Below are 25,746 nucleotides of genomic sequence, written 5' to 3'. Positions count from 1 at the left end.
AATAGCGAACAGACGAAGTAAATCTCCGTTAGTAGCTCCGCAAGCTTGATAAAACTTTTGTTAGTTTCTTGCGAAAATCCCTCTTTCCCCGGGATGACAAGATTTTGGTTACCTGGATCTTAAAATCAAAACCCAGTCATTTCCGTCTTTTTTATCTCCGGACGGCTGAAATTCCTGTACTCCTTTATTCTCTATAATTCCGATCTTTGTTTGTTTTCCGGTTCTTGGATTGTACCAGCTTGCGGTTATTTTATCTCCTCTGATTTTTCCCATATTCACGGCTATTTTTCTACCGGTATACGTATAAATCAGTGCATAATTATTTGCTCTTGTTGCTACCAGATCATCGTATTTTTCGCCTTGATTGGCAATTAAGGACTGATCCGGAACTCTTTCTAAGTAAGGAAACGCCAACATTAATTTCTTAATGTGCACCATTTGTCTTGCTCCGGGCGCATTAATGGCAGAGGTCCATAATTCTTTATTTCCGTAGGCTGGTTTATCACCTTTTCTAAACATTTGCATTACGGCATTATGTCCATAAGTATATCCTGCAGCACCCGCAAAAACTGACCAGTAGCCATATCGTCTTACATCATTGTCTGTCCATTTTGGCTGTAAGGTATCGTGTAAACCATGCGGAATTCCTTCGTAAGACGGTTCTCCGTCTAATGTAGGTTTTGTTGGTTTTAAGGTTAAATCTCTTTGAACAAATTTGTAATTGTCTTCTTTGAAACTATTTGGCAAAGTGTCCTGATCATAACGGCGATGTCCTGACTGAAACATATTGAAATCCAGCCATTTTGCATTGTGATAATTTTCAGAAGAATCTGTTCTTCCAAAGGGATGAAATGTTACTAACTGATCGGGATTATTGGTTTTTAAAGTGCTTCCGATCGCGTTCCAGATGTCCATAAATTCATTTCCGTGCGTATCACCTCCGTTTAACCAGATGATATTGGTTCTGTTTTTATAACGATTGGCTAAAAATTTTGCATATGCTATAGCTTGTTCTTTGCTGACTTTATTTCCTTTAGAAACGTTGGTTCCCCAAACCGGAACCATCGCCACATAAATACCGTTTTTTTGAGCCACCTCTAAAGTATAATCAACATGATCCCAATAATCATATTCTTGTGGATTTTTGAAATTATTTCCCGAAGTAATCAAAGGCTTTGAAACATCTTCGCTAATCAACGCCATATCACCATACACATTGGTGACATTCAAAGTATGCAACACCATCACCTGAACTACATTAAACCCTTTTTCTTTTCTGTCTTTAAAGTATTTATCAATTCCTGCTCTGTCTAATTTACCAAAAGTTAACCAACCTGTATCTCCCAACCAGAAAAATGGTTTTTCATCTCCGGTTACGAAATAATGCTGATTTTTTGAAACTTTAAGTTGAGGCAGAGTGCCTTTTGTTTGCGCAGATTGGGAAAATCCGCTTTGTACTGTCAACAAAAAGCTTATACTTAGGGCGTATAAATATTTAATTTTCAGATTCATTTTGGTTTATTTTTGAATTGTGTTGTTAATTTTTTGCCACTCCCGATAGCTATCGGGATTCACTGCTTTAATGGATTTTCCAGGCTTTGTCTTTAAATTTTTCTCGCAGATTGAGCAGGTTCATTTTAATTTTTAACCTTTTTAATCTGTGGTTAACCTCTTTTTACTACAAGTATTACTTTTTCTTTGATTTCCGCTTGTGGAATTACTATTTGTTTTCCTGCACTGACATTTGCTTTTTTAATGAAAGTTCCTGTTGATGCATTAATTTCATATACTTCGAAAGTGCCTTTGTAATCTGACAAATCGATTGAAATATCTTGTGGATTCTTCGCATAAAAAAGGTAACTTTTTCCTTTATTTTCTAATTTCCAAAGTTTGTCTGAAAACGTATTTCCGTCTATTAATTTCATTTCGCTTAAAGCGGAATAAAATACCGGAAGCCCAATTTTTGGAATATTTGGTAAAGAGGCTCCGGCCATCAAAGCCGGCCATCCGAATTTTGGAGATCCATCTGTTGAATACAGAATTACTTTTTCAGGGTATTTTTCGCGGTATTCACGAACGGCACGATAAACCTGATCTTCTGTTTCTTTTCCGGTTTTTAATTTTCTGGCGTGTTGTCTTGGTGCTAAATTCTGACCTCCTTGGGGTGCATAAGCCGATCCGTCTTCTTTATAATACCAGTATCGGATATCAATTGCATCTACTGTTTTGGCTCTTTGTACATCATTCAAAATAGCATCCTGAACATCTTTTGTGGCGCTTAAACCAATAATTCCTTTTTTACCGGTTTCGTCTTTCCATTTTTGAACTTCGTCCAGCCAGAATTGCATAAAATGAAGTGGTCCTGTATATTCCGCACTTGTCAATTGGATTACGTTGCTGTTATCCTGAAAATTTTCCAGTGATTTTCTGATGAAACCCTCGTGTAATTTTCTTCTAACAGGATTCGTAATGTCATAAAACTGTTCTGCCATAAAAATACGTTTGTCTCCTGCATACGGCGGCGGTTCCGGAAAACCGGTACTGTTTATATTGTTTGCCGAACGCCATGGGGAACTCGCCCAATGTGCTCCGGCTTCTATAATGTTATGTTGAAAATACTGTTGATTGACTAACAATTGTCCTTTCGCTTCTGCCAAATCAGCAAAAAGTGCCAAACGATCCCAGTACCAGTCATTAAACTTTGTCAAATCGTACTTACTCAATTGATCCCAGGCGAAGTCCTGACCACTTCTTGCAAATGGCTGTTCGTAAAATGGCGGCCAAACATCGGCATCAAAACGGCGAACGCGTTCGTGATCGTCCATTCTTCGTTCGTACCATAATCCGTAATTATGTTCTAAGGCGACCATATTGTTGGTACTCAAATATTCTGTTACTTCGTTGATATTATCTGTAAATCCGGTTCCGGTTCTTCCCGGAACAAATCTTGTAATATCCGGTAATGACTTAGAAATATCGCTGTCTCTCAAACTTCCCCGCCACCAGGGCACATTTAATCTATTTCCGGCAATTACTTTATTATCATAAGTAAGCCAGCCATTTTTTGTGATAATTTTTGTATCTGAAATTATTTTTTGTACCGAATTTATTTTTAAATCATTGGCATTTTTAAGTCCTGAAGCGTTCGTATCAATTGGATTTGATTTTGAAACTTCAGCAATCCACTCCAGTAAACTTTCTTTTGGGGCAACTGAATTTTTAGTTAATTCTTGTGCCACATCAACAGCAGGACTTGAGGAAGGTTCTGAACCTAAATCATAAATAAACGGTTTCATAGGAAGTTGTTCCAAACGACTTTCTAACTGTGCATAAAACAAACTTCTCGGGCTAATATGACCGTTTACGTCTTTCCAATGACCGTCGCCAGCCATAATTCCGCCCCAGGTTCCAAAAGCCCAGTTTTGTGCTGTTGGCGGATTATAACATTCTATTTTAGATGCCGAAGTTTCCCAAATAACACTATTGGCGGCAGTCCATCCTGAACCTCTTCCGTTTTGCTCTCTGTTGTTATAACTTAAAGCATGCCCGTCTATGTAAGAAACATCAAATAATACTCCTGTTGCCCAACTGCCAATGGCTCCGCTATTATTGAAAGGCAAAAACGATTCACACTGAATAAACACATTTGGACCTGTTGTTCCAAAGCCGCCTACTGCAAAATCGTGGTAGCCATATTCTGAGTAACAACGCTGAAACAAAGTTTGTTGGCCTTCGGTATAAAAAGTATGTCGTCTAAAACCGGCAATTTCAGAAATTGGTTCAGTTGCGATACAATCTTCAACCGTAATTTGTTGAGCCGATTTTAACAGTGAAACTGCACCTCCGGCAAAATGCCTGAAATTAACTTGTTTTACCCAGGCATTTTTTGTGTTTTCTATGCTAATGCCAAACCATCTGTGTTCTTCGTCTTTTGGTTTTGTCTGATCATAAGTTGATTTCATCAGAATATTTTCAATCCCGATTTGCTCAATTCTTCCAGGCCATGAACAAGCTGTTACTTTTGCCGTTCCGTAAACCTCATCCAAAGTCATGGTCAACGGAGCATTTAAGGTTACTTCATTGCCATTTATTTTGGTTACAACCCTGTTCCATGAAATATCCCAATCGTCTTTTTTCCAGCCAATCCAACCGGTTTCTGCACCAAAATCATCCATCTTTAATTCCTTAATCCAATTTACGGTTAAAGGTTTTGTGATGATAATTTCATCTGATGGTTTTAATTTTGAGGCATTTTTTAATTGAATTATTTTTGTCCCAAGTGGTGTATAGCTTGTATTGAATTCGAAAGTTTCTCCCGGTTTTTTATCGTCAATTCCAAGAACGCTAATTAGAGCTTCTCTTTTCAATCCGGTTCCTAATAGAATGGTTCCGTTTTCATTGTTTCCGCTTCCGCGTAAAACGACGCCTGATTTTTTAATGAATAAAGTTCCGGCAATTTTAAAAGTTCCTTTATCTAAAAGTACGCCTCCGCGAAAACCTGCTTTATTTGGTTTAAGATTACTAACATAATCTATCGCTGCCTGAATTCTTTGGGTAGCATCTTCTTCTTGTTTTGGAACGAAAATTTTATTCTCAACATTAGGAATTGCTTTTTCAGATGCCATATAGCCAGCGTATGAAAAATCAGGAATTTGGTTTCCTAAAGGATCCGCTGTAAAAGAAAGTTTCCCTTCTTTGGTTTTGATGATGTCTGTAAATGTACTTTGTGCTGTTCCTGTATTTGCTATTAGAAACAAAATGACACAGAACAAAAACAGTTTGTTCTTTTGAAAGGAGATTCTATTTCTTAGTTGGGTAAAATTCATTATTATTTTGACTTTCTTAGAATTTCAGACTTTAGTTTTTTAAAAATAATCATTTAAGAACTAATACGTTCATACAAACCTATTTTCTACCATTTTAAGAGCTAACAGTTTTTTAAACCTGTTAGCTCTGCATGAAATAAACTATTGTACTAATCCTTTTAGCTTAGATAACGTATCCGTATTATTTTCAGGTTTTGTCCAGTCCGTTTTAGATTTTGGATCAATTCCGTTAAAATATTTCTCGATATTGGTATAACCGTCTCCGTTTGCATCTTTATTGGCATCTGAAGCATCATTTGGATTTAAACCGAATTTCTTCTCCCATGCATCCGGAATTCCGTCATTATCAGAATCTTTATAAGCTTTACCTTTGTAAACCGGATAACCGCCTACCTGATCGGGATGAGTTATAATTCCTTTTTTATACGAATCTGCCGGTAATCTTCTTTTGATAAATGCTGCACCAATTGCATTTTCTAATCCGTCCTTAGCTTCAATTTTTCCTGTACGGACTTGTTTGATAATTCTTTCGTCAACAATATCTCTTTTTGGAAAAGTGGCCCCCACATTATTCAATACAAATTCATAAGCTTCTTCTGCCGTCATAATGGTAAACCTGGGCATTGAAAATGGCTTTGGTTGTCTGATCGCTTCCAAAAATGATTTTGTTTCCGCTTCCGGAAGATCTTCCAGTTGTACACCACCATTCCAGTTATCTGCTGTAACTTCTGGCGATCCAACCATAAAATTACCTGAAACATAAGCTCTTCCATATTGTTTGGGTTCGATATAACCTGATTCCGGTTTTACAATTCTGTACCGAATTGGCTGATCTGTTGGTGTTACTGGTCCTGGTTTGAAATAATTATTGATAATATTCAACATCGAACGATAATCACCACCGTCAAGAGTGCGATTCCACCAATTGAATACTACGTTGTTCACAAAATTAAAGTCACCGTACATTCCTATAGACGCATTTCTTGAAATGTTATCGGCCCATAAATTGCGCATAAACGTGCTGTTTAGTCCGCCAATTGTACTGCCAAAAGCATGATTATATGTGTCTAAACCTTCGGAAGAAATAGTGTTCTGAATAGTAATATTACAAGCGGGTAATTTCTCCAGTTTCGATTTTGCATTAGCTGCAAACTGATGCCTGTATAATGAAATATTTTCATCTAATCCCCAACTTACAGAACAGTGGTCAACGATAATATTTCCCATCGGGTTTCCTCCAAGCGCATCATCTCTACGGGTAACTTCTGTGGCACCTCTGCGAAAACGCATGTGTCTGATGATAACGTCGTGTGTATCGATTTCTAAAGTTTCACCTGCAATACAAATTCCGTCACCCGGAGCCGTTTGTCCTGCGATGGTAACATATGGCGCACGCATGCTGATTCGTTTTTTTAGCTGAATAATTCCTGAAACGTTGAATACAATTGTTCTTGCTCCAACAGCTTCACAGGCTTCACGAAAAGTTCCTTTTCCGGTGTCTTCCAGGCTCGTAACTACAAATATTTTTCCGCCACGACCTCCTTGTGTAAATGCTCCGCCACCTTCGGCTCCCGGAAAAGCAGGAATATCGCCCAGGACAAAATCTTTGGGATAGGAAGCCCAGGGTAAATAGGGTTTTCCTTGTTTAGCTTCAGCCTGAATGATATTGTAATTGGCGGTCCAAATTTCACTTAGTCTTTTTTCTTCATCCGCTAAAAGAGCGTCCGTTTTTTCCTGAACTGGTTTTGGAATTACAGGATATTGTGCATAAGCCGATGATACAAGAGAACAAAATGACAACGCCATAAATGTTCTTTTTAAAGTACGGTTGGGGAAAATATTGTACATGAAATGATATTCTTTGGTTGATCGTTTTTGATATAAAGTTTTAAGAAATTTATTCTTTCGAAGTCGGATCTTTTACTTTATTCTTCTCTCTTTCTTCGATACGTTTGTGCCAGTCAGCACTTTCTTTATTTAAATCGTAACCCTCTTTAGATAGATAATTGTTGATTCTTCCTTTGTATTTTCCAAACCAACCGTGTTTTTCTTTAGAGGATCCACCATCCATAGCGTGTTCTCTTGCTTCTACTAAAGCTTTATAAATATACTCTTTTTGTGCAGCCGTTAAATTAGGCAACATGTCATTATAACCGGCAACAGTGATTGGTAAAACTCCGTAGGTCATTCCGTCTTTTACTTCTGTTATTTTATCTTCTGATAATTGTTTTCCTAACTTTTTCAAATAGGATTTGTGCAGTTTTTCGATCGACTTATCTGCTGTTGCTTTTAGTTTATCAATCTTTTCGTTTTGCTTTTCTTTTGATAAACCGGTATCTTCTTTTACTTTTTTGATTTCAGCATCTCTGGGATCCTGAATAGTACTTAAATCCCTGAATTGCTGCGCCACAATATCTATAACTGCTTTTTCTTTTTCCGGATTATTCAATTCCAGTTTAGCTACAATTTTAGTGGCTCTTTCATTGGTAACTTTAATATATTCCGGATCTAAATGTTGTTGTGCGATACTGGTAAAGAATAGCAGTAACAGCATCAAAACACTTGTATTTTTAATTGATTTCATTTTAATAAAGATTATGAGTTAGAATAATTTTATAAAATCTGCCTAATTTGCTCAATCTGCGAGTTATTTTTTTTCACACAGATTGAACAGATTGAGCAGATTTTTTTTTACTTATTTTGTCTCTAAATTATTCTTGTATAGACTTGGTTAAAGTTTCATGATTGTTGCTTAAATCTTTCCAGTCCGTTTTTTGGTTTGGATCTGTACCGTTGAGGTATTCTTCGATATTGGAGTATCCGTCGTTATCTGAGTCTAATTTTGCATCTGCAGCATCATTAGGATTTAGGCCATGTTTCTTTTCCCATTTGTCCGGCAGACCATCTTTATCAGTATCAACATACGGCTTCCCTTTATATTCAGGGTATCCGCCTACCTGAGAAATATCAGTGATAATTCCTTGTTTATAAGAATCCATTGGTAAACGTCTGTGCTCGAATTGGTAGAATGTTTTTTTCTCTAATCCTTTTGCATATTCCGGAACTCCTGTTTTTACTGTTCTTACGATTCTTTCGTCTACTTTATCTCTTATTGGTAAAGTTGCCCCTACGTTTTTAAGTACAAAATCGTATGATTCTTCTGCAGTCATAAATTTATTAAACCATGGCATTGGGAACGCTCTGTCGCTTTTCATCTTAGCGAAATAATCTTTGGCTTCGTCATACGGCATCAGTTCTCCTTTTTTATTTTCGATCTGGATTCCGCCATCCCAGTTGTCTTTGGTCACTTTTTCGTTATTGTTAACTACGTTTCCGTTTACATAAGCTCTTCCAAAAACCATATAAGGTAATTTACTTCTTCCTGATTCCGGTTTTAAGATCCTGTAGCTAATGGGCTGTGTTAAATCTGTAACTGGTCCCGGTTTGTAAAAGTTATTGATGATGTTGTAATTTGCTGTATAATCTCCCCCATCTGTTGATCTGTTGTACCAGTTGTAAACCACATTGTTTACAAAATTGAAAATCCCGTTCCAACCAATCGAAGGGTTTCTACCGGCATTACTGGCCCACATATTTCTAACAAAAGCGCAATTTTCTCCTCCTAACGTACTTCCGAAAGCATGGTTATAAGTATCTAAGGCTTCTCCGAATAAACTGTTTTGAATGGTAATGTTTACGGTAGGTTTCTTTTCGTCAGGATAACCTGCACCCGGACTGTACATGTGTCTGTAAATTGACATATTTTCGTCTAATCCCCAGGTGGCAGAAACGTGATCGATCATGATGTTCCCGACCGGATTTCCTCCGATAGCATCATCACGACGGCCTACGAAAGTTTCTCCACGACGGAAACGCATGTGTCTGATAATTACGTCATGCGTATCGATCCAAACTGATTCTCCTGCAATACAAATTCCATCACCGGGAGCCGTTTGTCCCGCGATTGTAATGTAAGGCGCACGAATGATCAACGGACTTTTAATCCTGATGATTCCGGCAACATTAAATACGATGATTCTTGCCCCGCCTTTTTCGCACGCTTCACGTAAAGTTCCAGGCCCTCTGTCTTCCAGACTTGTTACTGTATACACGTTTCCGCCACGACCACCATACGTAAACATTCCTCCACCTTCGGCTCCCGGAAATGCAGGAATCTCTGCCTGTGGTAAATCATTTGGTCTTGACGCCCACGGAATATAGGGTTTACCATGCTTAGCTTCTTCTTCGATAATTACGAGTGCTTTTTCCCAGGCTTCATCAGAAAGTCTTGAAGCCTCTTCTTTAATTGCTTTTTCCTGCGCCTGAATTTCAGGGCTTATTTTTGGATATTGAGCGAAACACTCGAAATTTCCCAAAACAAGGAGAAATAAAATAGATAATGCGGAATTTTTCATGTTAATTTTTAATTATGGTATGCGTTTTTAAACAAATCACCTGTATCATAATGAATACAGGTGATCGTTTTTTATTATTTTATTTTTATTCCTGATAGTTTAAAGTTCCGGCACCACCGTTAGCATCATTCCAACCAATAGTTTGCTGCAACCATGTGTTTTGAGTTAAAGCGGTACTATTCAATCCGCTGATGTAATAATTTGGATTAAATTTAATTTTAACTGCAGCTCCATTAAAATTATCCATTGGGGTAACTAAAGGTGTTCGTGTAAAATTGGTATTATAAAAAGTGGCTAAAGTTGCTAGCTGTGCTGTGAAATTAGCAGCATCAGGATCCGCTACAACACTTGCTCTTGCAGCTGCCAAGGGATCAACTGTAATGGATGCAGCTGTATTTTTATATTGTAAAAAGTTTCCTGTACGTTGTGTTCCGTTAATTGGCGCTAATCCTAATTTGCTAACTGTACCGCCAGTAACACCTGGAAGTGTCGCATTATCGTAAAGCATCCAGCGTTGTACATCCCAATAGCGTTTTCCTTCATAAGCCAACTCTACTCTGCGCTCATATAATACAGCTTCGATTGCTGCATATTTATCTGATAATGTTCCGATTCCGTAATTATTTGCAGAAGGAATACCCACACGGTTTCTAATTCTTCCTAAATAAGCCAGAGTATTTCCTGTTTGTCCTAATGCTGCATAACATTCCGCAATATTCAATAATAATTCTGCATAACGGTATTCAAAAATATCAGTTGGCGAATATTGAAAATTGGTTGCATTAGAAGCTGTTAAATTTGTCATTTTTCTAACGAAAGCAGGGCTTGAAGCTGAACTGTTTCCATCGGCATAACCAATTTTACTTGATGCATCTAACCAACGGTATGTCCAAAGAACCGCAGTTGTATTTTCTTTGTATGCCCATCTCACTCCTGAAAAAGCAAAAGTTCTGTAAAATCTCGGATCACGATTTACAAAGAACGTAAAATCATTATATCCGTTAGCCGCAGTAGGTCTTCTACCATCTGCCATTGGGAATAAATCAATCATTTCTTTTGGTGCTGGTGTTCCTCCGCCAACGCCACCCTGACCTTGCAAACGAATTGCTCTTTCCCAAGAGTTATTACTTGTTTGAGCATCAGTACCGGACTGAGCAAATTGTACCGTAATTGCTTCCGGACAGAAAGCATTATCAACAAGAAACATTTGCTCCCATTGTTTAGCATTACTTCCTACTAATCCATAGCCATCTGCTGTTAATTGAGCTTCTGCTGCCAATCCGGCTTTTAAAGCAGCATCCCAACGTTCATTAGAACCATCCCAGTTTTTATTGAATAAAGGGCTTGCATAAGTTAATAATACGCGGGCTTTTTGGGCCAATGCTGCTCCTTTTGTAGCTCGTCCATAGTTTACAGCTGCACTAGCCCATGTTCCAGGCAATAAACTGGCTGCCATGTCGAAATCTTTGACGATTTGATCTACTACCTCTGAAACTTTTGCTCTTGGTAATTGAATTGCAGGGTTATCTGCTGCTGCTGTCTGAACTGTTGTTACAATTGGAACACCACCATACGTACGCATTAAATCAAAATATTGTAAAGCACGTAAATAATACATTTGTCCTTTAGCCTGATCACGAAATGTTTTATCAAGACTGGCACCTTTTACATCAATATCTTCCAGTAAGTTATTACACTCTCTGATTCTGTTATAAGGACTATTCGTAATACCTGTCCCAATTTTAGCCCCATAATAGGCACTGGCATCAGCTGCATTTATTAGGGTTTTATTTGGATTGATATAATCCTGTGTCCCTCCTAACTCTTCGGTTAGTCGTGAATTGGTATCGGTATAAGATCCCACTACACTTTGTATTGGCGATTTATAAGCGCTGAAAAAATCATAATACTGATTGTCTACATAAGCTTGTGTACGTTCCTGACTTTGATAAAACGTATCATCATAAGAACCGTAATTTTTTTTGTCTTCCAGAAAGCTATCACTGCAGGCACCTAAAACTAATGTAAGTGCTAACGTTATATATATATTAAATCTTGTTTTCATAATTGTCATCGAATTTGAATTAGAATGAGATGTTGAAATTAAACGACCATGTTCTAAGTGTAGGATAACCAACAGAAGAATTGTCATACATATTACGGTAATGATCCGGATAAGGATTGTATAAATCCCAAAGGTTATTACCTGTTACACCTAGTGTTATACCTGATATTTTTGTATCTGCAAAAACTTTTTTAGGGATATCGTAACCGATACTTAAATTTCTAACAAAACAACGGAAAGTATTTAGTTGCCAAAAATCTGAAGGTCCTGACATGTAAGCCCATTGTGCCATATTAGGATATTTTCCGTTCGGATTATCGTCTCCATACATATCATTCCAGAAAGTTTCATGCGACCACATACTTGCTGCAGAAGAAGTTCCTTGTTGTACTAAATCTACAAAAGTAGCTCCTCCCCATGAAGTTGAAATTTGTGTTCTTAAATAAAAACCTTTTGCTTTAAAACCTAAGTTTGTCGTAAATCCATACGTTCTGCTGCTATTAGCCAGTTTCACATAATCATTCTCTTTCATGATCTGACCGTCTGGCGCTCCTAAAGTTCCATCAGGGTTAAGTTGTCCTGCAACGTCCTGATAAGCTAATGAACCTTTTCTGATTCCTGAAGCAGAATTGATGTCAAAATATCTTGGTACTGTACCTGCAGCAGTTGCACGTTCAGTAAGGTAAGCCCAATAATTAGCAATGTCTGCATCTGTGCGTAAAATACCGTCACCTGTAGAAGTTCCTTTCCAGGTTGCAAATCCCCAAACCGGATTAAATCCTATAGATTGTCCTTCTCTAACTGCATTATTAGACGGAGCAACAATGGCCTGAGTTGGGTATTTTTTTACTTCGTTATTTGCGTAGCTAAAGTTAATCCCGATATCATAACTCACATCACTTTTTATTTTATCGCTCCAGTTAAGGCTGAACTCTGATCCCCAAGCATCAACAGCTGCGTAATTTTGTTCTGCAAATGCTCCTCCAATAGAAATGGGTACACCGGCAGCACTACTCATATCGGTTAACATATTACTAGTTTTGTCATAATAGAAATCTGCTGTGAAATTTAATCTGTTTTTTAACACATTAATATCAAAACCAAGGTTGTTTTTTACTGTTGTATCCCAGGTTGCATCTCTGTTTGGATTTACTCTAGGCGTTAAACCAGAGCCATATTTTCCACCAGCACCTCCAAATTGGAAACCTTTATCCACAATAACATCATAAAACTGAACCCATTTCCAAGGCTGAAGATTATCTTTTCCTGTTTTCCCAATAGAGTAACGAATTTTAAAGAAATCAACCCACGCTACATTTCTTGCAAACCACTCTTCTTTAGAAATTACCCATCCCAATTGCAGCGATGGAAAATATCCCCAGTAATGTTCCGGTGCAAACTTTGTAGAAGCATCGCTACGGAAAAGAAATTGAGCCAAATATTTTGATTTATAACTGTAGTTAATACGTCCAAAATAAGATAATGTTCCTCCCTCTACTTTTGTTGCAATACTGTTTGAAGCATTTAAGATTCCGGCTGTAGCGTAATTTCCTAAATAATCTTTAGAAGTTTGTTCGTAAGCCAAACGTGTAGTTGTATTGTATATTTCAGATGCCTCACCACCTACCATTGCACCAATTTGATGATCTCCAAAAGTTCTCTCATAATTGATCATAAAATCGCCCTGAGTACTTTTGCTATCACTATTATTGTAATAAACCCTGGAGTTCCTTACGTTAGTTTCTAAAAGGTAATCGCCTTGAGGATTTGTTGTAAGATTATAAAAACTTGGATCAGCTGCGCTTGCGAGGTGATTGTCTGCCGTTTCATAATTTCTAATTCTTACTAAATCATAAGGTAATTGAATTTGTTCTGTATAGTTAGAACTTTGTGTTCTTGAATACGAAACTTTAGCCGAAAGCCCTTTTACAGCAGCTACCTTATAATTCAACGACGCACTTACATTAGTCGAATTATCATCACTAATTTGATGTGAACCATTGTTTAAATTGGCAAAATAATTCCATCCGGCAATTGTAGTATTGGCATTTGCACTTCCTAAGTTTTTATTGGAGTTTGGAAATGGTGATACATAATACTGCTGACCACCAATTGTAGTTTGCCATGGCACGTGCTGTGGCATGTGTAACAAGAAACCATAATCAGCCTGTTCGCCACCTGCAGAAGAGGCAAAACTACCATCACTAATATTGGCAGATGCTTTACTAAACGTTTTATCTATAGTTCCTGAATTTCCTGAAATAGATGCTGATAATTCTAAGTTCTTTGCAATTTTAGCATTAAGTCCGGTACGGAAATTCCATTTGTCATATTTCTGATATCCTAAATTCGCATCCTGAGTAAAGTAAGTTGCGCCTGCAAAATAGGTAATATCTTCACCTCCTCCGCTTACGTTAAAGGAATGCTTTTGTTGGATAGCCGGTTTCCAGGCTTCTTTTAACCAGTCATTATTTAAACCTTTCATTTGCTCTAATTCTGCAGCAGAATACAATTTAATCGGGTCAATAGTTGGAGTTTGATTTATTAAGAATCTGTTGCTGAAAACGCCAAACTCATAAGCATTCATTACTTTACTATGACTCACAGCATCATTTACGGCAAATTGACTGTTATAAGAAAATTTGGCTTTACCTGCTTTTCCTCTTTTCGTTTTTACCACGATAGCACCTTGTGAAGCACGAGCTCCGTAAATTGCCGCAGAAGCATCTTTTAAAACCGTAATACTTTCGATCTCAGAAGCATCCAATCTGTTGAATTGCTCTAATGTTGGTTTACCGTTTGTTGGATCAACCTGAATCATATCATCAATGATTACTAAAGGTATGGTTGAATTTCCATCTTTAGAAAAACCAAAAGACTGACGAATCTGAATATTTGAAGCATCTCCCGGACGACCTGAACCTCCTGAAACAGAAAGCCCCGGGACCAATCCTTTTAAAGCATCAGATAAATTAGCTACCGGTAAATCCATTAAATCATCTGGTTTGATCGTAGCAATAGCTCCTGTAAGTTCTTTTTTCTTCTGAGTACCGTAACCTACTACAACAATATTGTCCAGTTGGTTAGAATCTTCAGCTAATTTCGCATTAAGAATAGTACGTCCGTTTAATGCTATTTCTGATTTTTTCATTCCAATGAAAGAAAAAACTAATGTACTTCCGCTTTTTACTTTAATTGTGTACTGCCCATTAAAATCTGTTGTCACTGTATTTTTTGTAGATTTTTCAGTTACGTTAACTCCGGGTAACTGGCCTCCTAAATTGTCAGTAACAGTTCCTGTTACGGTTACAGTAGTGTAAGTGGTTGAGTTTTGAGCATAACTCAGCACAGTCATTAATGTAAACAAAAGAAAACTACATCTCTTTATAAGTGTTTGTTTCATAAATGTTTTTTTTGGTTAGGTTAGTAATTTGTTAAGTGTTAGTCATGTTTAATATGTTTTATTTAATAAACAAAATCCAAAGAAATCTTAAAACGTTTATTAAATGTCCAAAACACATTTATTAATTTTGAACCAAAAATATAACGATTGCGTATTACAACCGTCCTGTGCTATCCTGTTTCAATACTATTATCCCAAAAAATTACACTTAAAAAAACAATATTAATAAAAAAAAGAAAGAATTAATATAGTGAAATGAAAAAACGAGGAATATGTTTGACTATAATCCAATACAAAAACCTCTTTTATACAAAAAGAAGAAAAAAAAGTAGTAAAAGTAATTGTCTGTTGTTTAATTCGTAAAATCGGGCAAGTTGTCTATTGATACAGAATTGATTAAAGATGATATCTCTTTCGTATTCATTTCGGCTTTTATGTAAAAACTACACTTATACCTTACTAAAAACCCTACAGCACACCAGAGAAAGGAAGATAAAAACTTACTATATATATTTAAAAAAAGTTTTTATTTTTAAACGTAAATTCTGACCAATTAAATTTATAGTCTTGTTACATTCAACAAAAGAATAAATTTTGTTCAATTCTATAAAAGATTGCAACTAGTCTAAAAGGAAATAATGTAATAAAAACTAGCCTTTTTTCATGGCATTAAAAACTAATCTTGCCACTTCCCTGCCGCCTGCAGTCTGAAAATGGGTGTTATCTTTTTGCCCGTCGGGATAAGCGGGAAATGCACCAGCTTCGAAATTCATGAAGTAATTTTTCGTAACAAAATCCTGTCCTTTAGAAGAGAAAAATTCCATAGATAATTCATTTAGATCTATCAATTTAACGTTCAATTCTTTTGCCACATCTTTTACCGCTTGAGGATATTCGCCATGAACGTTTGTTAATTTGCCGTCTTTCCAGGGATAGTTTCTGGCTACTGGAGTCAAAAGTACGGGTGTTGCCCCTTTTTCTCTGGTTTGATTGATAAAAAGACGCAAAAACTCTTTATATCCTTCAATGTTTACATAACGCTCTGTCTTTTCTACCGAGGCGTCGTTATGCCCAAACTGCATCATGACCATGTCGTCTTTTTGGAGTGATTTATAAACCGCTGCCCAGCGTCCTTCCTGAAAAAAGGTTCTGGTACTTCTGCCACCTTTGGCCCTGTCGTCAATTTTTACTTGAGTGGCATTGCCTAAAAAGCTTTTTACAAGTTTCAGACTGTCTTTTTCAAAAAAAGGCTGGAACATTTGTCCCCAGCCTACCTGCGGAAATTTCTTGGTCTGGTATTCTTCTTCAAGCGAATAATCAGCCACTGTTGAATCTCCAATTAAATAAATTGTCATTGTTTTAGATTTAAAACTAAAAGCGCTCAATATAAAAATTGAACTTATTGTAATTAAAGCAATTTTTAAATTTTTCATTAATATCAATTTGTTATTTATTGGGATTCCAACCATTAAAAACTACATCTCTACTGTATTTCTTTACATCTGCTTTTTTTAGCTGGTGTGACCATGAAACTCTTTCGGATATGTTTTTGGCACCTGTTCCTTTGCTTGCATATTCAGCATAATAAGCCGTTTTATCTTTATCAGGGAATCGTGAATCGATCCAGGCATTCCAGCCTTCCGGGATAATATGTGAACCTAAGTCTGTGTTTATAAAAATGGTTTGCGCGTAAGGTCTCCACGGTCGTCCCAGAAAAACTTTATTAACCGTAGTGTCTTTTGCTGTAAGCCTGCAATCAGTAAAAACAAAACCATAAGGCTGGTCTTTAGGAGTTGAAGCAGCTGTAATATAGGAATTCGTTAAACTCTCGATAGTACATTTATAAAAATATGCTGTGGCAGCACCAAAAATAAAATCGGTTGTACCGTTTATGAAACAATTTTCAAAATAGCTGCGGGTATTACCTTCTGATAAATAAAGCGTATCCTGATTTCCTAAGATATTGCAGTTTTTCACTATAACCCTATCACTTTTGATATGCAATGCCACCGCCTGCCCTACTCTTCCTGCTGTATTTTCGACAGTAAGGTTCTCGAGTGTACAATCATTTCCCTGAATTAAAAAAGAATAGGAAGTTGAAGTCCCAAATTCCTTCTTGCCCGATGCATCTATTTCTCTAAGTGGCTTTCCTGAGTAATCATCAAAAGAAATAATAGTTTTATCTCTGTCAGTTCCTTTTAAAGTAATGAATGTTTTAGAAGGCAGGATAACCAATTTTTCCTTATAGATTCCGGGCTTTATTGTTATCACCACGCGTTTATCCGCATTATCTCTAACATTGTTTACCGCTTCCTGAATCGTTTTAAAATCACCGGAGCCATCTTTTGCGACGATTAATTCAAACCGATTATCAAGGGTTTGAGCACGCAAAAAAGTGGTTGCTAATAAAAATAAGGCCAGTATATATTTCATGTTTTTTATTTAAATGTTCTCGATATCTTTATCGTTATTAAAACTTTGAGAAAGATTCGGGTATTTTTTAGTGTGACATCCAAACGGTCATTTCCCCTTTTCCTTTATTTCCCCATGCAAAATACGGAATCAATTTTATAGTCACTGATTTTCCGTCTTTTGCCGCAATTGGTTTATAAAGTGTCTTGTTCCAGGAATTATCAGCAATTGTCGAATTGGCTTCTATGGTGATCAATTTTCTGTTTTTTAATTCTGTAAAATCAATTTTGAAATCAGAATTCAAATTTAAAATTACATCATTTACACTCGTACTTACCGGAAGCTGATCTGATTCTAAGCAATACACCAAGGGACCTCTTTTTACGGCAACCTGATTTTTAACTTCTTCTACTAAAGGATTGGCTTCCATCAATTCAACCGGCATTGGAAGATTCAATTCAATAACATCTCCTTTTTTCCATTTTTGATTTATTTTGAAATAAGTTCCTGAAATAATCTTATCAGTACTGTTTTTATTATTAATTGAAACTGATGCATCTTGACTCCAGCCCGGAATTCTTAGAAAAAAAGTCTGAATGTCTTTTGGTGCTTTTGTAATCTTCAAAACTACTTTTCCATCCCAGGGATAATTAGTCTGCTGTTCTATTTCTAATGATTCTCCGCTTAACGTTTTTGTATTTAAAGTATTGCTTCCATACAAATTTACATATAAACCTTTTTTCGAAAGATTGTAAGCATAGTTTCCAACTTCGGCAACTGTTCGGGTAACATTTGGTGCACAGCAATTGGATAATTTAATATATCCTTCTCGTTCATTCCCCCATCTTTGATGAAAAGGTAAATCATCAGAAACATTCAATGGATTGTTATAACAAAATTTGTCTCCTTCAAGGTTTACTCCTGATAAAACACTATTGTACAAAGCCAATTCTACAATGTCAGCATATTTGGCATCTCCGGTAATCTGAAGCATTCTCCAGTTCCACAGGACGTTTCCAATATTGGCACAGGTTTCGGTATGTGCTGTTGCATTGGGCAATTGAAAAGGTCTTCCGTACGCCTGATGAATTTTCTGAACCACTGTAGGATCGTAAGAAGTTCCGTCTGGTGAAACTCCATCGTATAAAGCTCCACATGCTCCGGTGATATACATTTTTCGGTACGTAACATCATCCCAAATCGATTCCAGATTATCCAGTAACTTCTTTTCTCCCGTTTCTGCATACAAATCAGCTACTCCGGCATAGAGATAATTGGCTCTTACAGCATGCCCCATTGCAGTAGTTTGCTGCCTGAAAGGAACTCGGTCCTGATTATCATCCGTTCCGTCATCTGTAGTTCCTCTAATATCAATCAGATTGTTGGCGAGTTCTAAATATTTTGGATTTTTAGTGGTTCGGTACATTTCGACAATTCCCATATAATGAGATGGGCAAATGGCATTTCTGGCCAATTCCGGTGATGCTTTTTTATAAAAATCATACAAATAATCAGCCACGCCTTTTGCAATATTTAGAAAGTTAGTTTTCCCTGTTGCACGATAATGAATACAGGCAGCGGTCATCAAATGTCCCATATTGTATTTCTCGAAACCCAATTGTTTTTTAACTTCTTCAGGTCCCAAAGTTCCCCAGCGCTCGTCGATTAAAACCGGCGTATGAATATAACCGTCTTTGCGCTGTACTTTAGCGAAAAGCGCAATTGCTTTATCCATTTCCTGATCTAGTTTTTTGTCTTTTGTTACAGCGTAAGCAGCAGCCATTCCTTCAAAAATCTTATAAAAATCACCGTCATGAAAAGAAGGTCCGCTAAATTTTCCTTTCATTAAACCTGCAGCAATCTCGAAGTTTTTATACGCATGCGAAATGGAATCGTTATGATAGAGATTCCACATATATGGCAGTGTATTTTTGGTCTCTACATCAAATTGTTCTTTCCAGAAACCATTGGTCCATTTTACATCTTCTAAACCTACACTTTGCAATTTAGAATACGGACTTTGAGAATTGGCTACCAATCCTTTGTTCTGTGCTAAAAAGGAAGTAGAAAAAAGTATTGTCGATAATAGAATTATATGCTTTTTCATTTTGAATATGTTCTTGGTATTGTAGATTGTGGTTTGTAACGCTGATAAAAACGGATTGCCAAAGCAAAATGCGGATTATAACGGATTTTTTTATCTGCAAAATCTGCGTTGGTCTGCTTAAATCAGCTAAATCTGCGTGCAATAATTTTATTTCACAAAGAAATTAATTACTCGGCTCATTGAATCTCCATCGGCATCTTTTACCGAAATGATGAAGGATGCAAAACCTTTATTAGTTGCCGTAAACTGAACTTCTTTTCCTTTTAAAGTTACTTTTCCATTTTTTACTTCAGAGAAAGTATACACTGGTTTCTTTTCATATCCTTTGAAATAATCCTGCGCTGAAAAAACAACTTTTCCTCCGGAATTTAAAAAATAATGAGGTGTTGCCAGCCAATCTAAATAATTGTCTAATTGTGTAAAACCATCTTTATCTGTATCTGAATTAGCATCAGAGAAATCTCCTGCTTTTGAATTTTCGTTTAAACCAAATGCTTTTTCCCACCAATTTGGCAGACCGTCATGATCTGTATCAAAATCAGCCGGGCGGGTTTCTGTGGCAAAATTTGGCCATCCTCCGGCATCCGCTTCATTATCGATCATTCCGCCTAAACCGCTTTTGCTTCCTTTATACGTATAAGTTCCTTTCAGGGTTTCCTCTACAATTCGCTTATCGTGTTTGTCAAAGAACGGCTGATTCGCACCAACATTTGAAAGTACATCTTTATAAGCCGCTCTGGCCGACTGAGTGGTTACAAACGATGGAAAAAATGGCTTGTCAACGAAAGTTTCATAATTGACCATCTCTTTATTGGATACGGTCATTTTTCTTCCTTTTTCCTGAGATTTCTCATCAAAATAACCCGGCATCACGTTCCCGTTAAAATAATAACGCTGCATTCCTTTTCCAACTCCTTCGTGCTGCGCATTTAAGGCAACAAAAATATTGGTCGAAGCTCCGGGCTTGTAAAAATTATTGACAAAATTGACTTCATTTGCACCGCCATCAGTTGTTCGATGTCCCCAATTGTACACCACATTATTGGTAATATCCACTTTACCGGAATAATAACCGTCACCGTTCAACCCACCGCCAATACTCCAGTTACGGCCGTAGTTGTGCGCCAGTAAATTGTGATGAAAACTACCAATATCACCACCAATTGTTGCGGCATATCCGTGCATTTTTCCGGCTTCATATTTATCATGTCCTGCTACATTTAAAGCCTCCGAAATTAAAGTTCTCTGTAACGTAATGTGATGTGCTCCGCGAGAACTAAACGATTCATCGATTGTCCAGCTTATTGAACAATGATCAATAATACTGTAGTTTGCCCCCGTTAATCCCATTCCGTCAAAAGTAGTTCCGCCACCAATTCTCACTTTCAAAAATCGTACGATCCCATCATTTCCTGTAAGACCAATTGGTGCTCTGCTCAGTGTGATTCCTTCGCCAGGAGCCGTTTGTCCGGCGATTGTTATATAAGGCTGATTTACGACTAATCTGGATGCCAGTTTAATATTTCCTGACACATTAAAAACTATTGTTCTTGGACCAATTTCCTGATTTACCGCATCACGTAAACTTCCCGGTCCGTCATCATTAAGATTTGTTACTTCCACCACTTTTCCGCCTCTTCCTCCTACGGCATAACGCCCGTATCCTTCTGCTCCGTGAAAAGCCAGTTGTGCCGGTTTAAACGACCATACATTTCCCAAAGTCACATCGCCTTTACTGTCTACTTCATCTACACGCCAGTAATACGTTGATCCTGTGTATAAATCCGAAACAGGATATACGGTTTCGTTTAATTTTCCTTTGTATTCTTTTGAAGATTCTGTGGCATTGGTCACAGCGTTTTTATCTTCTCCAAAATAGAATTTGTGCGCTACGGCATATCTTGGAGCATCCCATTTTAAAACTCTGTTTTTGTCTGCTTCAAAATGTTCATCACCATTTTTGGGTTCCGGAGAACGCGCCTGGTTCAGTAAATTTGGCGTATCGATTTCAAAACCATTAATCACAATTTGTTTTACAATATCAGGATTTGTAGTGGGATCGATTTCAAAACGAACGATAACATCCTTAGACTTCTCTGCATTAAAAGTAGTATAGGCCATTGCAGCATCAATCTTTGCATTGGCTCTCTGACTTGCATTTACTGTCTCTGTAAGTTTTCCGTTTACATAAATTTTGATGGGCGAAAACGTCTTTCCCGTAATCACATCAAAAGCATTATGAAAGGTCAAAAGTGTATGTTTCCCTTCTTTTAATCCGCTTATTTTTAGTTCTAAATTTTCAGCAGTAACCAATCCGTCACTACCTAATCTGTTATAAAAAGGCGCATTCATGCCCACTTTATACCATTTTGAAGTAAAATTTCCCTTTAGTTTAAAAGTTACATTATTGAAGGATTTCTCCGCTTCTTTACCATCGTTAATCACCCACGAATCGTAGTTAGGATCGTGAACTTCCTCTAATCTTCTTTGGAAAAAATCAAAATCGACTTTTACGATTTGTTTTTCAGATTGTGCTTGTCCATTTGCAGCAAAAAGTAATGCCAAAGCAAAAGAACTAACGAATTTTTGTATCATGTTTTTTTAATTTAATTTTATTTTTTCTTCTACTGATTTGCCCAGCAGATTTATCACCTCTTTTTTTCTTTCTTCGGGAATGACTTTTAAAACTTTTAATTCCCCATCAATAAGCTCAGCTTCAACGGTTGTATTTTGTTTTGCATGTAATTTAAAATGGACATTCCAGTCTTTTGGCCAGGCCGGAAAAAGATAAATTTTTCCATTTGATTCCTGTAAAAGCATTTCCTGCATGCCAATCATTCCTGATCCGCCCCAATTATGATCAGGGACCCAATCGAAACCCGGACCCCAAAATGCCGGAAACCTTCGGTCTGAATTGGCCATTTTCAACACGTTATATTTTACTGCTTCATTGGTTAATCCTAATCTTGCAGCAAAAATATTATCCTGTTTCCAGCCCACATGACTTCTGAATTTTATCGCATCTGTATCGTATTTCCATGTATTTAGGGCCGTTTCTAAATCCGGTTTCCCAATGCCGTAAATTCCCCACGGATACACCGGATACAATTGCGGAACTTCTGAATTATTAATTCGTTCCCATGTTTTTGCCGGAACTAATACTTTATGATGATCAGTCTCCCCAAAATTCAAAGGCGGAATTCTGGTTTGAAAACCTTTCAGGTATTCTAAATCTTCTTTCGATAATTCTTTCTGTGAAAGTTTTAATAGCTGTTCTGTAAGTACTTGTAAAGCCGAAATCGTACTGTTTGCATTATACGTCATCTTATACGTTTCTGCTGCCGAACCCGGATACAGTACTAAATGACCATTGCCATCCAACGCTTTTCGACCTCTTTGTTTGGCCAGATATTGATAATGTTCATCAAAAAAACGAAGACAGCTGATGATAAATGAATTGTATTTTTGAATGTCTTCTCCCGCGTATTCTTTTTGCTGTAACATCATTTGACAAAACTCAAAAACGGTATCCCATTCGTATTCTAACCATGCATTGTATTCCATTCCGGGATCGTAATCTGCCGGGCGTTTCCAATCGTATTCTGCCGGATTGGGTAAACCAAAGTTTTCTAACTGTTCTGTAAATGAGGCTCCATTATGTTTCCAATATACTTTACTTCTTAATTCAGCGTTTTTTTGTAAACTCAGATAATAATCCAACTGCGATTTCATCATGTCAAAATCACCGCTTTTGATCATCGGAAAGTAAACCAATCGCTGATTTTGAGCCGTCATTGTTCCGCCTCCCCAATTTCTAAAATCGGGTGTGAAATTCAAATCGGGATTGGTAAAAACAGGATCAACCGTAAAAAGTCCGCCATTGAATTTTGTTGGATATTTTCCGTAAGCGTTAGCTCCTAACATATAACGAAACAACTGATAATTCTGTCCAATTTGATAGACGGAATCTTTTGCCGAAGAATCACTTTTTTGAGTATAAATAAAGCTTCGGTCCCAGAAATTATTCCACCATTGGATCGTGTTTTTTTCTGCTTGTTTTACAGTATTTTTATTTGCTGAAATTTGATTTTTTAAATCCGTATTCCAAGTCTGAATATCTTTTTGACTGGTATTCAAATAAAGCTCTAAAGATTGTTTTTTAGAAGGTTCTATACTCGAAAGGCTGAATGCCCTGAAATCTGTATTTTGATACGTTCCCGTATAAGTTCCATCAGGTTTTAAATTGTTTCCGGTCATAAATCCGCCAAAAGTAAGACTCGCCAAGGGATTCAGCATTTGATCCTTTACCGATTCCATTTTTTGTTGTTTTACCGCAACATCAAAAACGGTTTGTTCTCGATTTCTGTGATAGAATTTTACACCATTATTTTCAAATGAAACAGAATCTTTATAAGTTATAATTTCTCCCTGAGGCGCCCATTTATAAGAATTGGCATTGTTTGCTTTTCCTTTTGAATCTCTGTTTTTATAACGCCAGCTTTCATAAGAAGCGGTCATTTTCACAGGCGTTCTACTTTCTAAATCCAGATGAATAATAGGTTGAAAAACATCTATCCAAACCTTGATTTTGGCAGTATTCTGCGCAATCGTAACAAAACCGTCTTTCAATACCAATTCCTGATGAAAATCTTCGTTATCCTTAAAAGGATTTGGCGTTAAAGACACTTTTACGCGACCTAATTTCAGCAACGTATTGTGTTCATCGAAAGTTCCGCTGCGCGAAAAATAAAAATACAAATCTCCTTTTTCTACCCAGACATTCAAACCGATATCGCCACCGCCCAAAGGCATCGATTCAGATGCATTATTGCTTTGTGTGTTCCAGATTTGATTGTAATTATTAAGCACGGGGATTTGCGCTTTAAGGCAAAGCGTGGTGAAGAGAATAAATATTACTATTTTATTTTTCAAGCTTATTATGTATTATAGAATGCTGCTTATTAAACCATATAAGGGATATAGGATAATTTAAGTTCGAGCTTCTAACTTTTATGATTATAACTTACATTTAGAAAGACCTTGCTTTTATGGTCTTATATAACTTATATGGTTAAAAAAAATTACCACTCATCTGTCCTGAAAGAAGAAACAGGCAAACCTCCGGCGCTAAACAATTCCGCTTTTGCAAAATCTTTCCATAAATAGCGTACTGCAACGGGTTTTACTACTTTATCAGAAGTTAAAACCACTGATTTTCTTCTTACTACGGTTTTTGCCGGATAAAACACTTTGTCTTCTCCTGCCAATTCAAAACCGGTTACTTCTTTATCATAAGACGTAATTCCGTTGGCAACATCATCAAAAGAAACGGTTACTGAACCTTCTTTTATTTCCATCGATTTGTATTTCGGGCTTTCAAATTCGAAACCTTCAATTCCGTAGGTTCTGGCCAAAGCCTGAAAAGCCAGTCGGTTTCCGCCTTTTTCCTTGTCCATTGGGTGAATGCTATTTTCTTCGCCAATATCCATTAAAACCGCCATAGCAGAATTCGGGATTTCCTTTGCAGCCTTTAATTGTGCTTCTCTCAAATAAGCCGAATTGTATTTTTCCAGATAATCTTTTGGATGAAATGAAGCATAATTAAACGGTGCAATCTGGGCGTAATAAAAAGGGAAATCGCCTTGTTTCCACAACGTTCTCCAACTGCTTACCATTTTCTTCATTAATGCTGCGTATTCATCAGCTCTTTCGTAATTCGATTCGCCCTGGTACCAGATACAGCCTTTGATTCCGTAACCAATTACAGGAGAAAGCATTCCGTTAAATAAAGTGGTTGCTACACGATTTGGATCTTTTGCCAGGTCTTCTTTTTTCGTTGGGATTTTAGCGCTTGCGAAATCTTTCAGCATTTCCTGATTCATCCACGCTTCCATACTTGAACCTCCATATGAAACATGAATTAATCCCACCGGAACGTCTAAAACTTGTTGTAAAAGCGAACCAAAATACCAGGCCGTTGCGCTAAAATTAGCCGTCGATTTTGGAGAAGCTGTTTCCCATTTCCCCTCAAAATCCTCCAACGGTTCTAAAACAGTCGCTCTTGGAATTGTAATCAAACGGATGTTCTTATTGGTTGATCTTACAATGATCTCATTTCCATTTTTGACAGGCTGCCCCTGAAAACCTTTCAAAGGCATTTCCATATTCGATTGTCCTGAACAGAGCCAAACTTCACCAATCAATACATTTTTTACGGTTATTTTTTCTGTTCCTTCTGTCACTTCAATAGTAAAAGGTCCGCCTGCAATTGGTGTTTGTAATGCTACTTTCCATTTCCCCTGCTTGTCTGCTTTGGCTTTATAGATTTTTGAATTCCATGATGTTTTAATCGTGACATTTCCGTTTTTTTCTGCCCAGCCCCACATTGGCGCATTCGACTTTTGCTGCAACATCATATTATCCGAAAACAATGCCGGAAGCTTGATTTTTGCATTGATTTGGAAAGTTCCAAAAAGCAAAAGAAGTGCAATAATTGATTTTTTAAATTGTATCATTTC

General features: G+C 37.1%; 13 protein-coding genes. All 13 read right to left on the bottom strand.

What is annotated here, in order from left to right; translation table 11 throughout:
• Positions 1–108: 108 nt before the first annotated feature.
• Positions 109–1,512 carry a glycoside hydrolase family 140 protein gene (locus ACHRWY_RS15925; RefSeq protein ID WP_395355987.1) on the bottom strand — a complete coding sequence of 468 codons (1,404 nt, stop codon included), beginning with the start codon at positions 1,510–1,512 and terminating at the stop codon, positions 109–111.
• Between the two features lie 152 nt (positions 1,513–1,664).
• Positions 1,665–4,757, bottom strand: coding sequence for a DUF6298 domain-containing protein (locus ACHRWY_RS15920; protein WP_395355986.1), 3,093 nt, complete (start codon positions 4,755–4,757; stop codon positions 1,665–1,667).
• Positions 4,758–4,967: 210 nt separating this feature from the next.
• Positions 4,968–6,674, bottom strand: a complete 1,707-nt coding sequence (locus ACHRWY_RS15915; protein ID WP_395355985.1) for a polysaccharide lyase — start codon at positions 6,672–6,674, stop codon at positions 4,968–4,970.
• A 49-nt stretch (positions 6,675–6,723) separates the two neighbouring features.
• On the bottom strand, positions 6,724–7,410 hold the full coding sequence (locus ACHRWY_RS15910) for a DUF3826 domain-containing protein (RefSeq protein WP_395355983.1): 687 nt from the start codon (positions 7,408–7,410) through the stop codon (positions 6,724–6,726).
• Positions 7,411–7,537: 127 nt separating this feature from the next.
• Positions 7,538–9,241: a polysaccharide lyase gene (locus tag ACHRWY_RS15905; RefSeq protein ID WP_395355982.1), complete on the bottom strand. Its 1,704-nt coding sequence runs from the start codon at positions 9,239–9,241 to the stop codon at positions 7,538–7,540.
• A gap of 85 nt (positions 9,242–9,326) precedes the next feature.
• A complete protein-coding gene (locus ACHRWY_RS15900; protein WP_395355980.1) occupies positions 9,327–11,306 on the bottom strand; it encodes a RagB/SusD family nutrient uptake outer membrane protein in 1,980 nt (659 codons plus the stop codon).
• Between the two features lie 19 nt (positions 11,307–11,325).
• The gene (locus ACHRWY_RS15895; RefSeq protein WP_395355978.1) at positions 11,326–14,709 is read right to left on the bottom strand and encodes a SusC/RagA family TonB-linked outer membrane protein; all 3,384 of its coding nucleotides are present in this window, start codon (positions 14,707–14,709) and stop codon (positions 11,326–11,328) included.
• Positions 14,710–15,359: 650 nt separating this feature from the next.
• Positions 15,360–16,064, bottom strand: coding sequence for a rhamnogalacturonan acetylesterase (locus ACHRWY_RS15890; RefSeq protein WP_395355976.1), 705 nt, complete (start codon positions 16,062–16,064; stop codon positions 15,360–15,362).
• 91 nt (positions 16,065–16,155) lie between these two features.
• Positions 16,156–17,142 (bottom strand): pectinesterase family protein, encoded by a 987-nt coding sequence (locus ACHRWY_RS15885; RefSeq protein ID WP_395355974.1) that lies wholly within the window; start codon positions 17,140–17,142, stop codon positions 16,156–16,158.
• A 67-nt stretch (positions 17,143–17,209) separates the two neighbouring features.
• A complete protein-coding gene (locus ACHRWY_RS15880) occupies positions 17,210–19,228 on the bottom strand; it encodes a glycoside hydrolase family 127 protein (RefSeq protein WP_395355973.1) in 2,019 nt (672 codons plus the stop codon).
• Positions 19,229–19,375: 147 nt separating this feature from the next.
• Complete coding sequence (locus ACHRWY_RS15875; RefSeq protein WP_395355972.1) at positions 19,376–21,823, bottom strand: polysaccharide lyase family 1 protein; 2,448 nt, start codon at positions 21,821–21,823, stop codon at positions 19,376–19,378.
• Positions 21,824–21,829: 6 nt separating this feature from the next.
• Positions 21,830–24,097 carry a DUF5703 domain-containing protein gene (locus ACHRWY_RS15870; protein ID WP_395355970.1) on the bottom strand — a complete coding sequence of 756 codons (2,268 nt, stop codon included), beginning with the start codon at positions 24,095–24,097 and terminating at the stop codon, positions 21,830–21,832.
• A 212-nt stretch (positions 24,098–24,309) separates the two neighbouring features.
• Entirely contained in the window at positions 24,310–25,743 is a 1,434-nt protein-coding gene (locus tag ACHRWY_RS15865) for a sialate O-acetylesterase (RefSeq protein WP_395355969.1), read from the bottom strand.
• Positions 25,744–25,746: the final 3 nt, after the last annotated feature.

This window comes from Flavobacterium sp. FlaQc-48, from assembly GCF_044007335.1.
Taxonomy (GTDB): domain Bacteria; phylum Bacteroidota; class Bacteroidia; order Flavobacteriales; family Flavobacteriaceae; genus Flavobacterium.
The sequence above is the reverse complement of the archived record's forward strand: the minus strand, read 5'-3'. Positions and strand labels throughout refer to the sequence as shown.

Excerpts from the sequence above, each read along its gene's own strand:
- ACHRWY_RS15925 (WP_395355987.1), bottom strand. The coding sequence starts at position 1,512 with ATGAATCTGAAAATTAAATATTTATACGCCCTAAGTATAAGCTTTTTG.
- ACHRWY_RS15915 (WP_395355985.1), bottom strand. The coding sequence starts at position 6,674 with ATGTACAATATTTTCCCCAACCGTACTTTAAAAAGAACATTTATGGCG.
- ACHRWY_RS15910 (WP_395355983.1), bottom strand. The coding sequence starts at position 7,410 with ATGAAATCAATTAAAAATACAAGTGTTTTGATGCTGTTACTGCTATTC.
- ACHRWY_RS15905 (WP_395355982.1), bottom strand. The coding sequence starts at position 9,241 with ATGAAAAATTCCGCATTATCTATTTTATTTCTCCTTGTTTTGGGAAAT.
- ACHRWY_RS15900 (WP_395355980.1), bottom strand. The coding sequence starts at position 11,306 with ATGAAAACAAGATTTAATATATATATAACGTTAGCACTTACATTAGTT.
- ACHRWY_RS15895 (WP_395355978.1), bottom strand. The coding sequence starts at position 14,709 with ATGAAACAAACACTTATAAAGAGATGTAGTTTTCTTTTGTTTACATTA.
- ACHRWY_RS15890 (WP_395355976.1), bottom strand. The coding sequence starts at position 16,064 with ATGACAATTTATTTAATTGGAGATTCAACAGTGGCTGATTATTCGCTT.
- ACHRWY_RS15885 (WP_395355974.1), bottom strand. The coding sequence starts at position 17,142 with ATGAAATATATACTGGCCTTATTTTTATTAGCAACCACTTTTTTGCGT.
- ACHRWY_RS15880 (WP_395355973.1), bottom strand. The coding sequence starts at position 19,228 with ATGAAAAAGCATATAATTCTATTATCGACAATACTTTTTTCTACTTCC.
- ACHRWY_RS15875 (WP_395355972.1), bottom strand. The coding sequence starts at position 21,823 with ATGATACAAAAATTCGTTAGTTCTTTTGCTTTGGCATTACTTTTTGCT.
- ACHRWY_RS15865 (WP_395355969.1), bottom strand. The coding sequence starts at position 25,743 with ATGATACAATTTAAAAAATCAATTATTGCACTTCTTTTGCTTTTTGGA.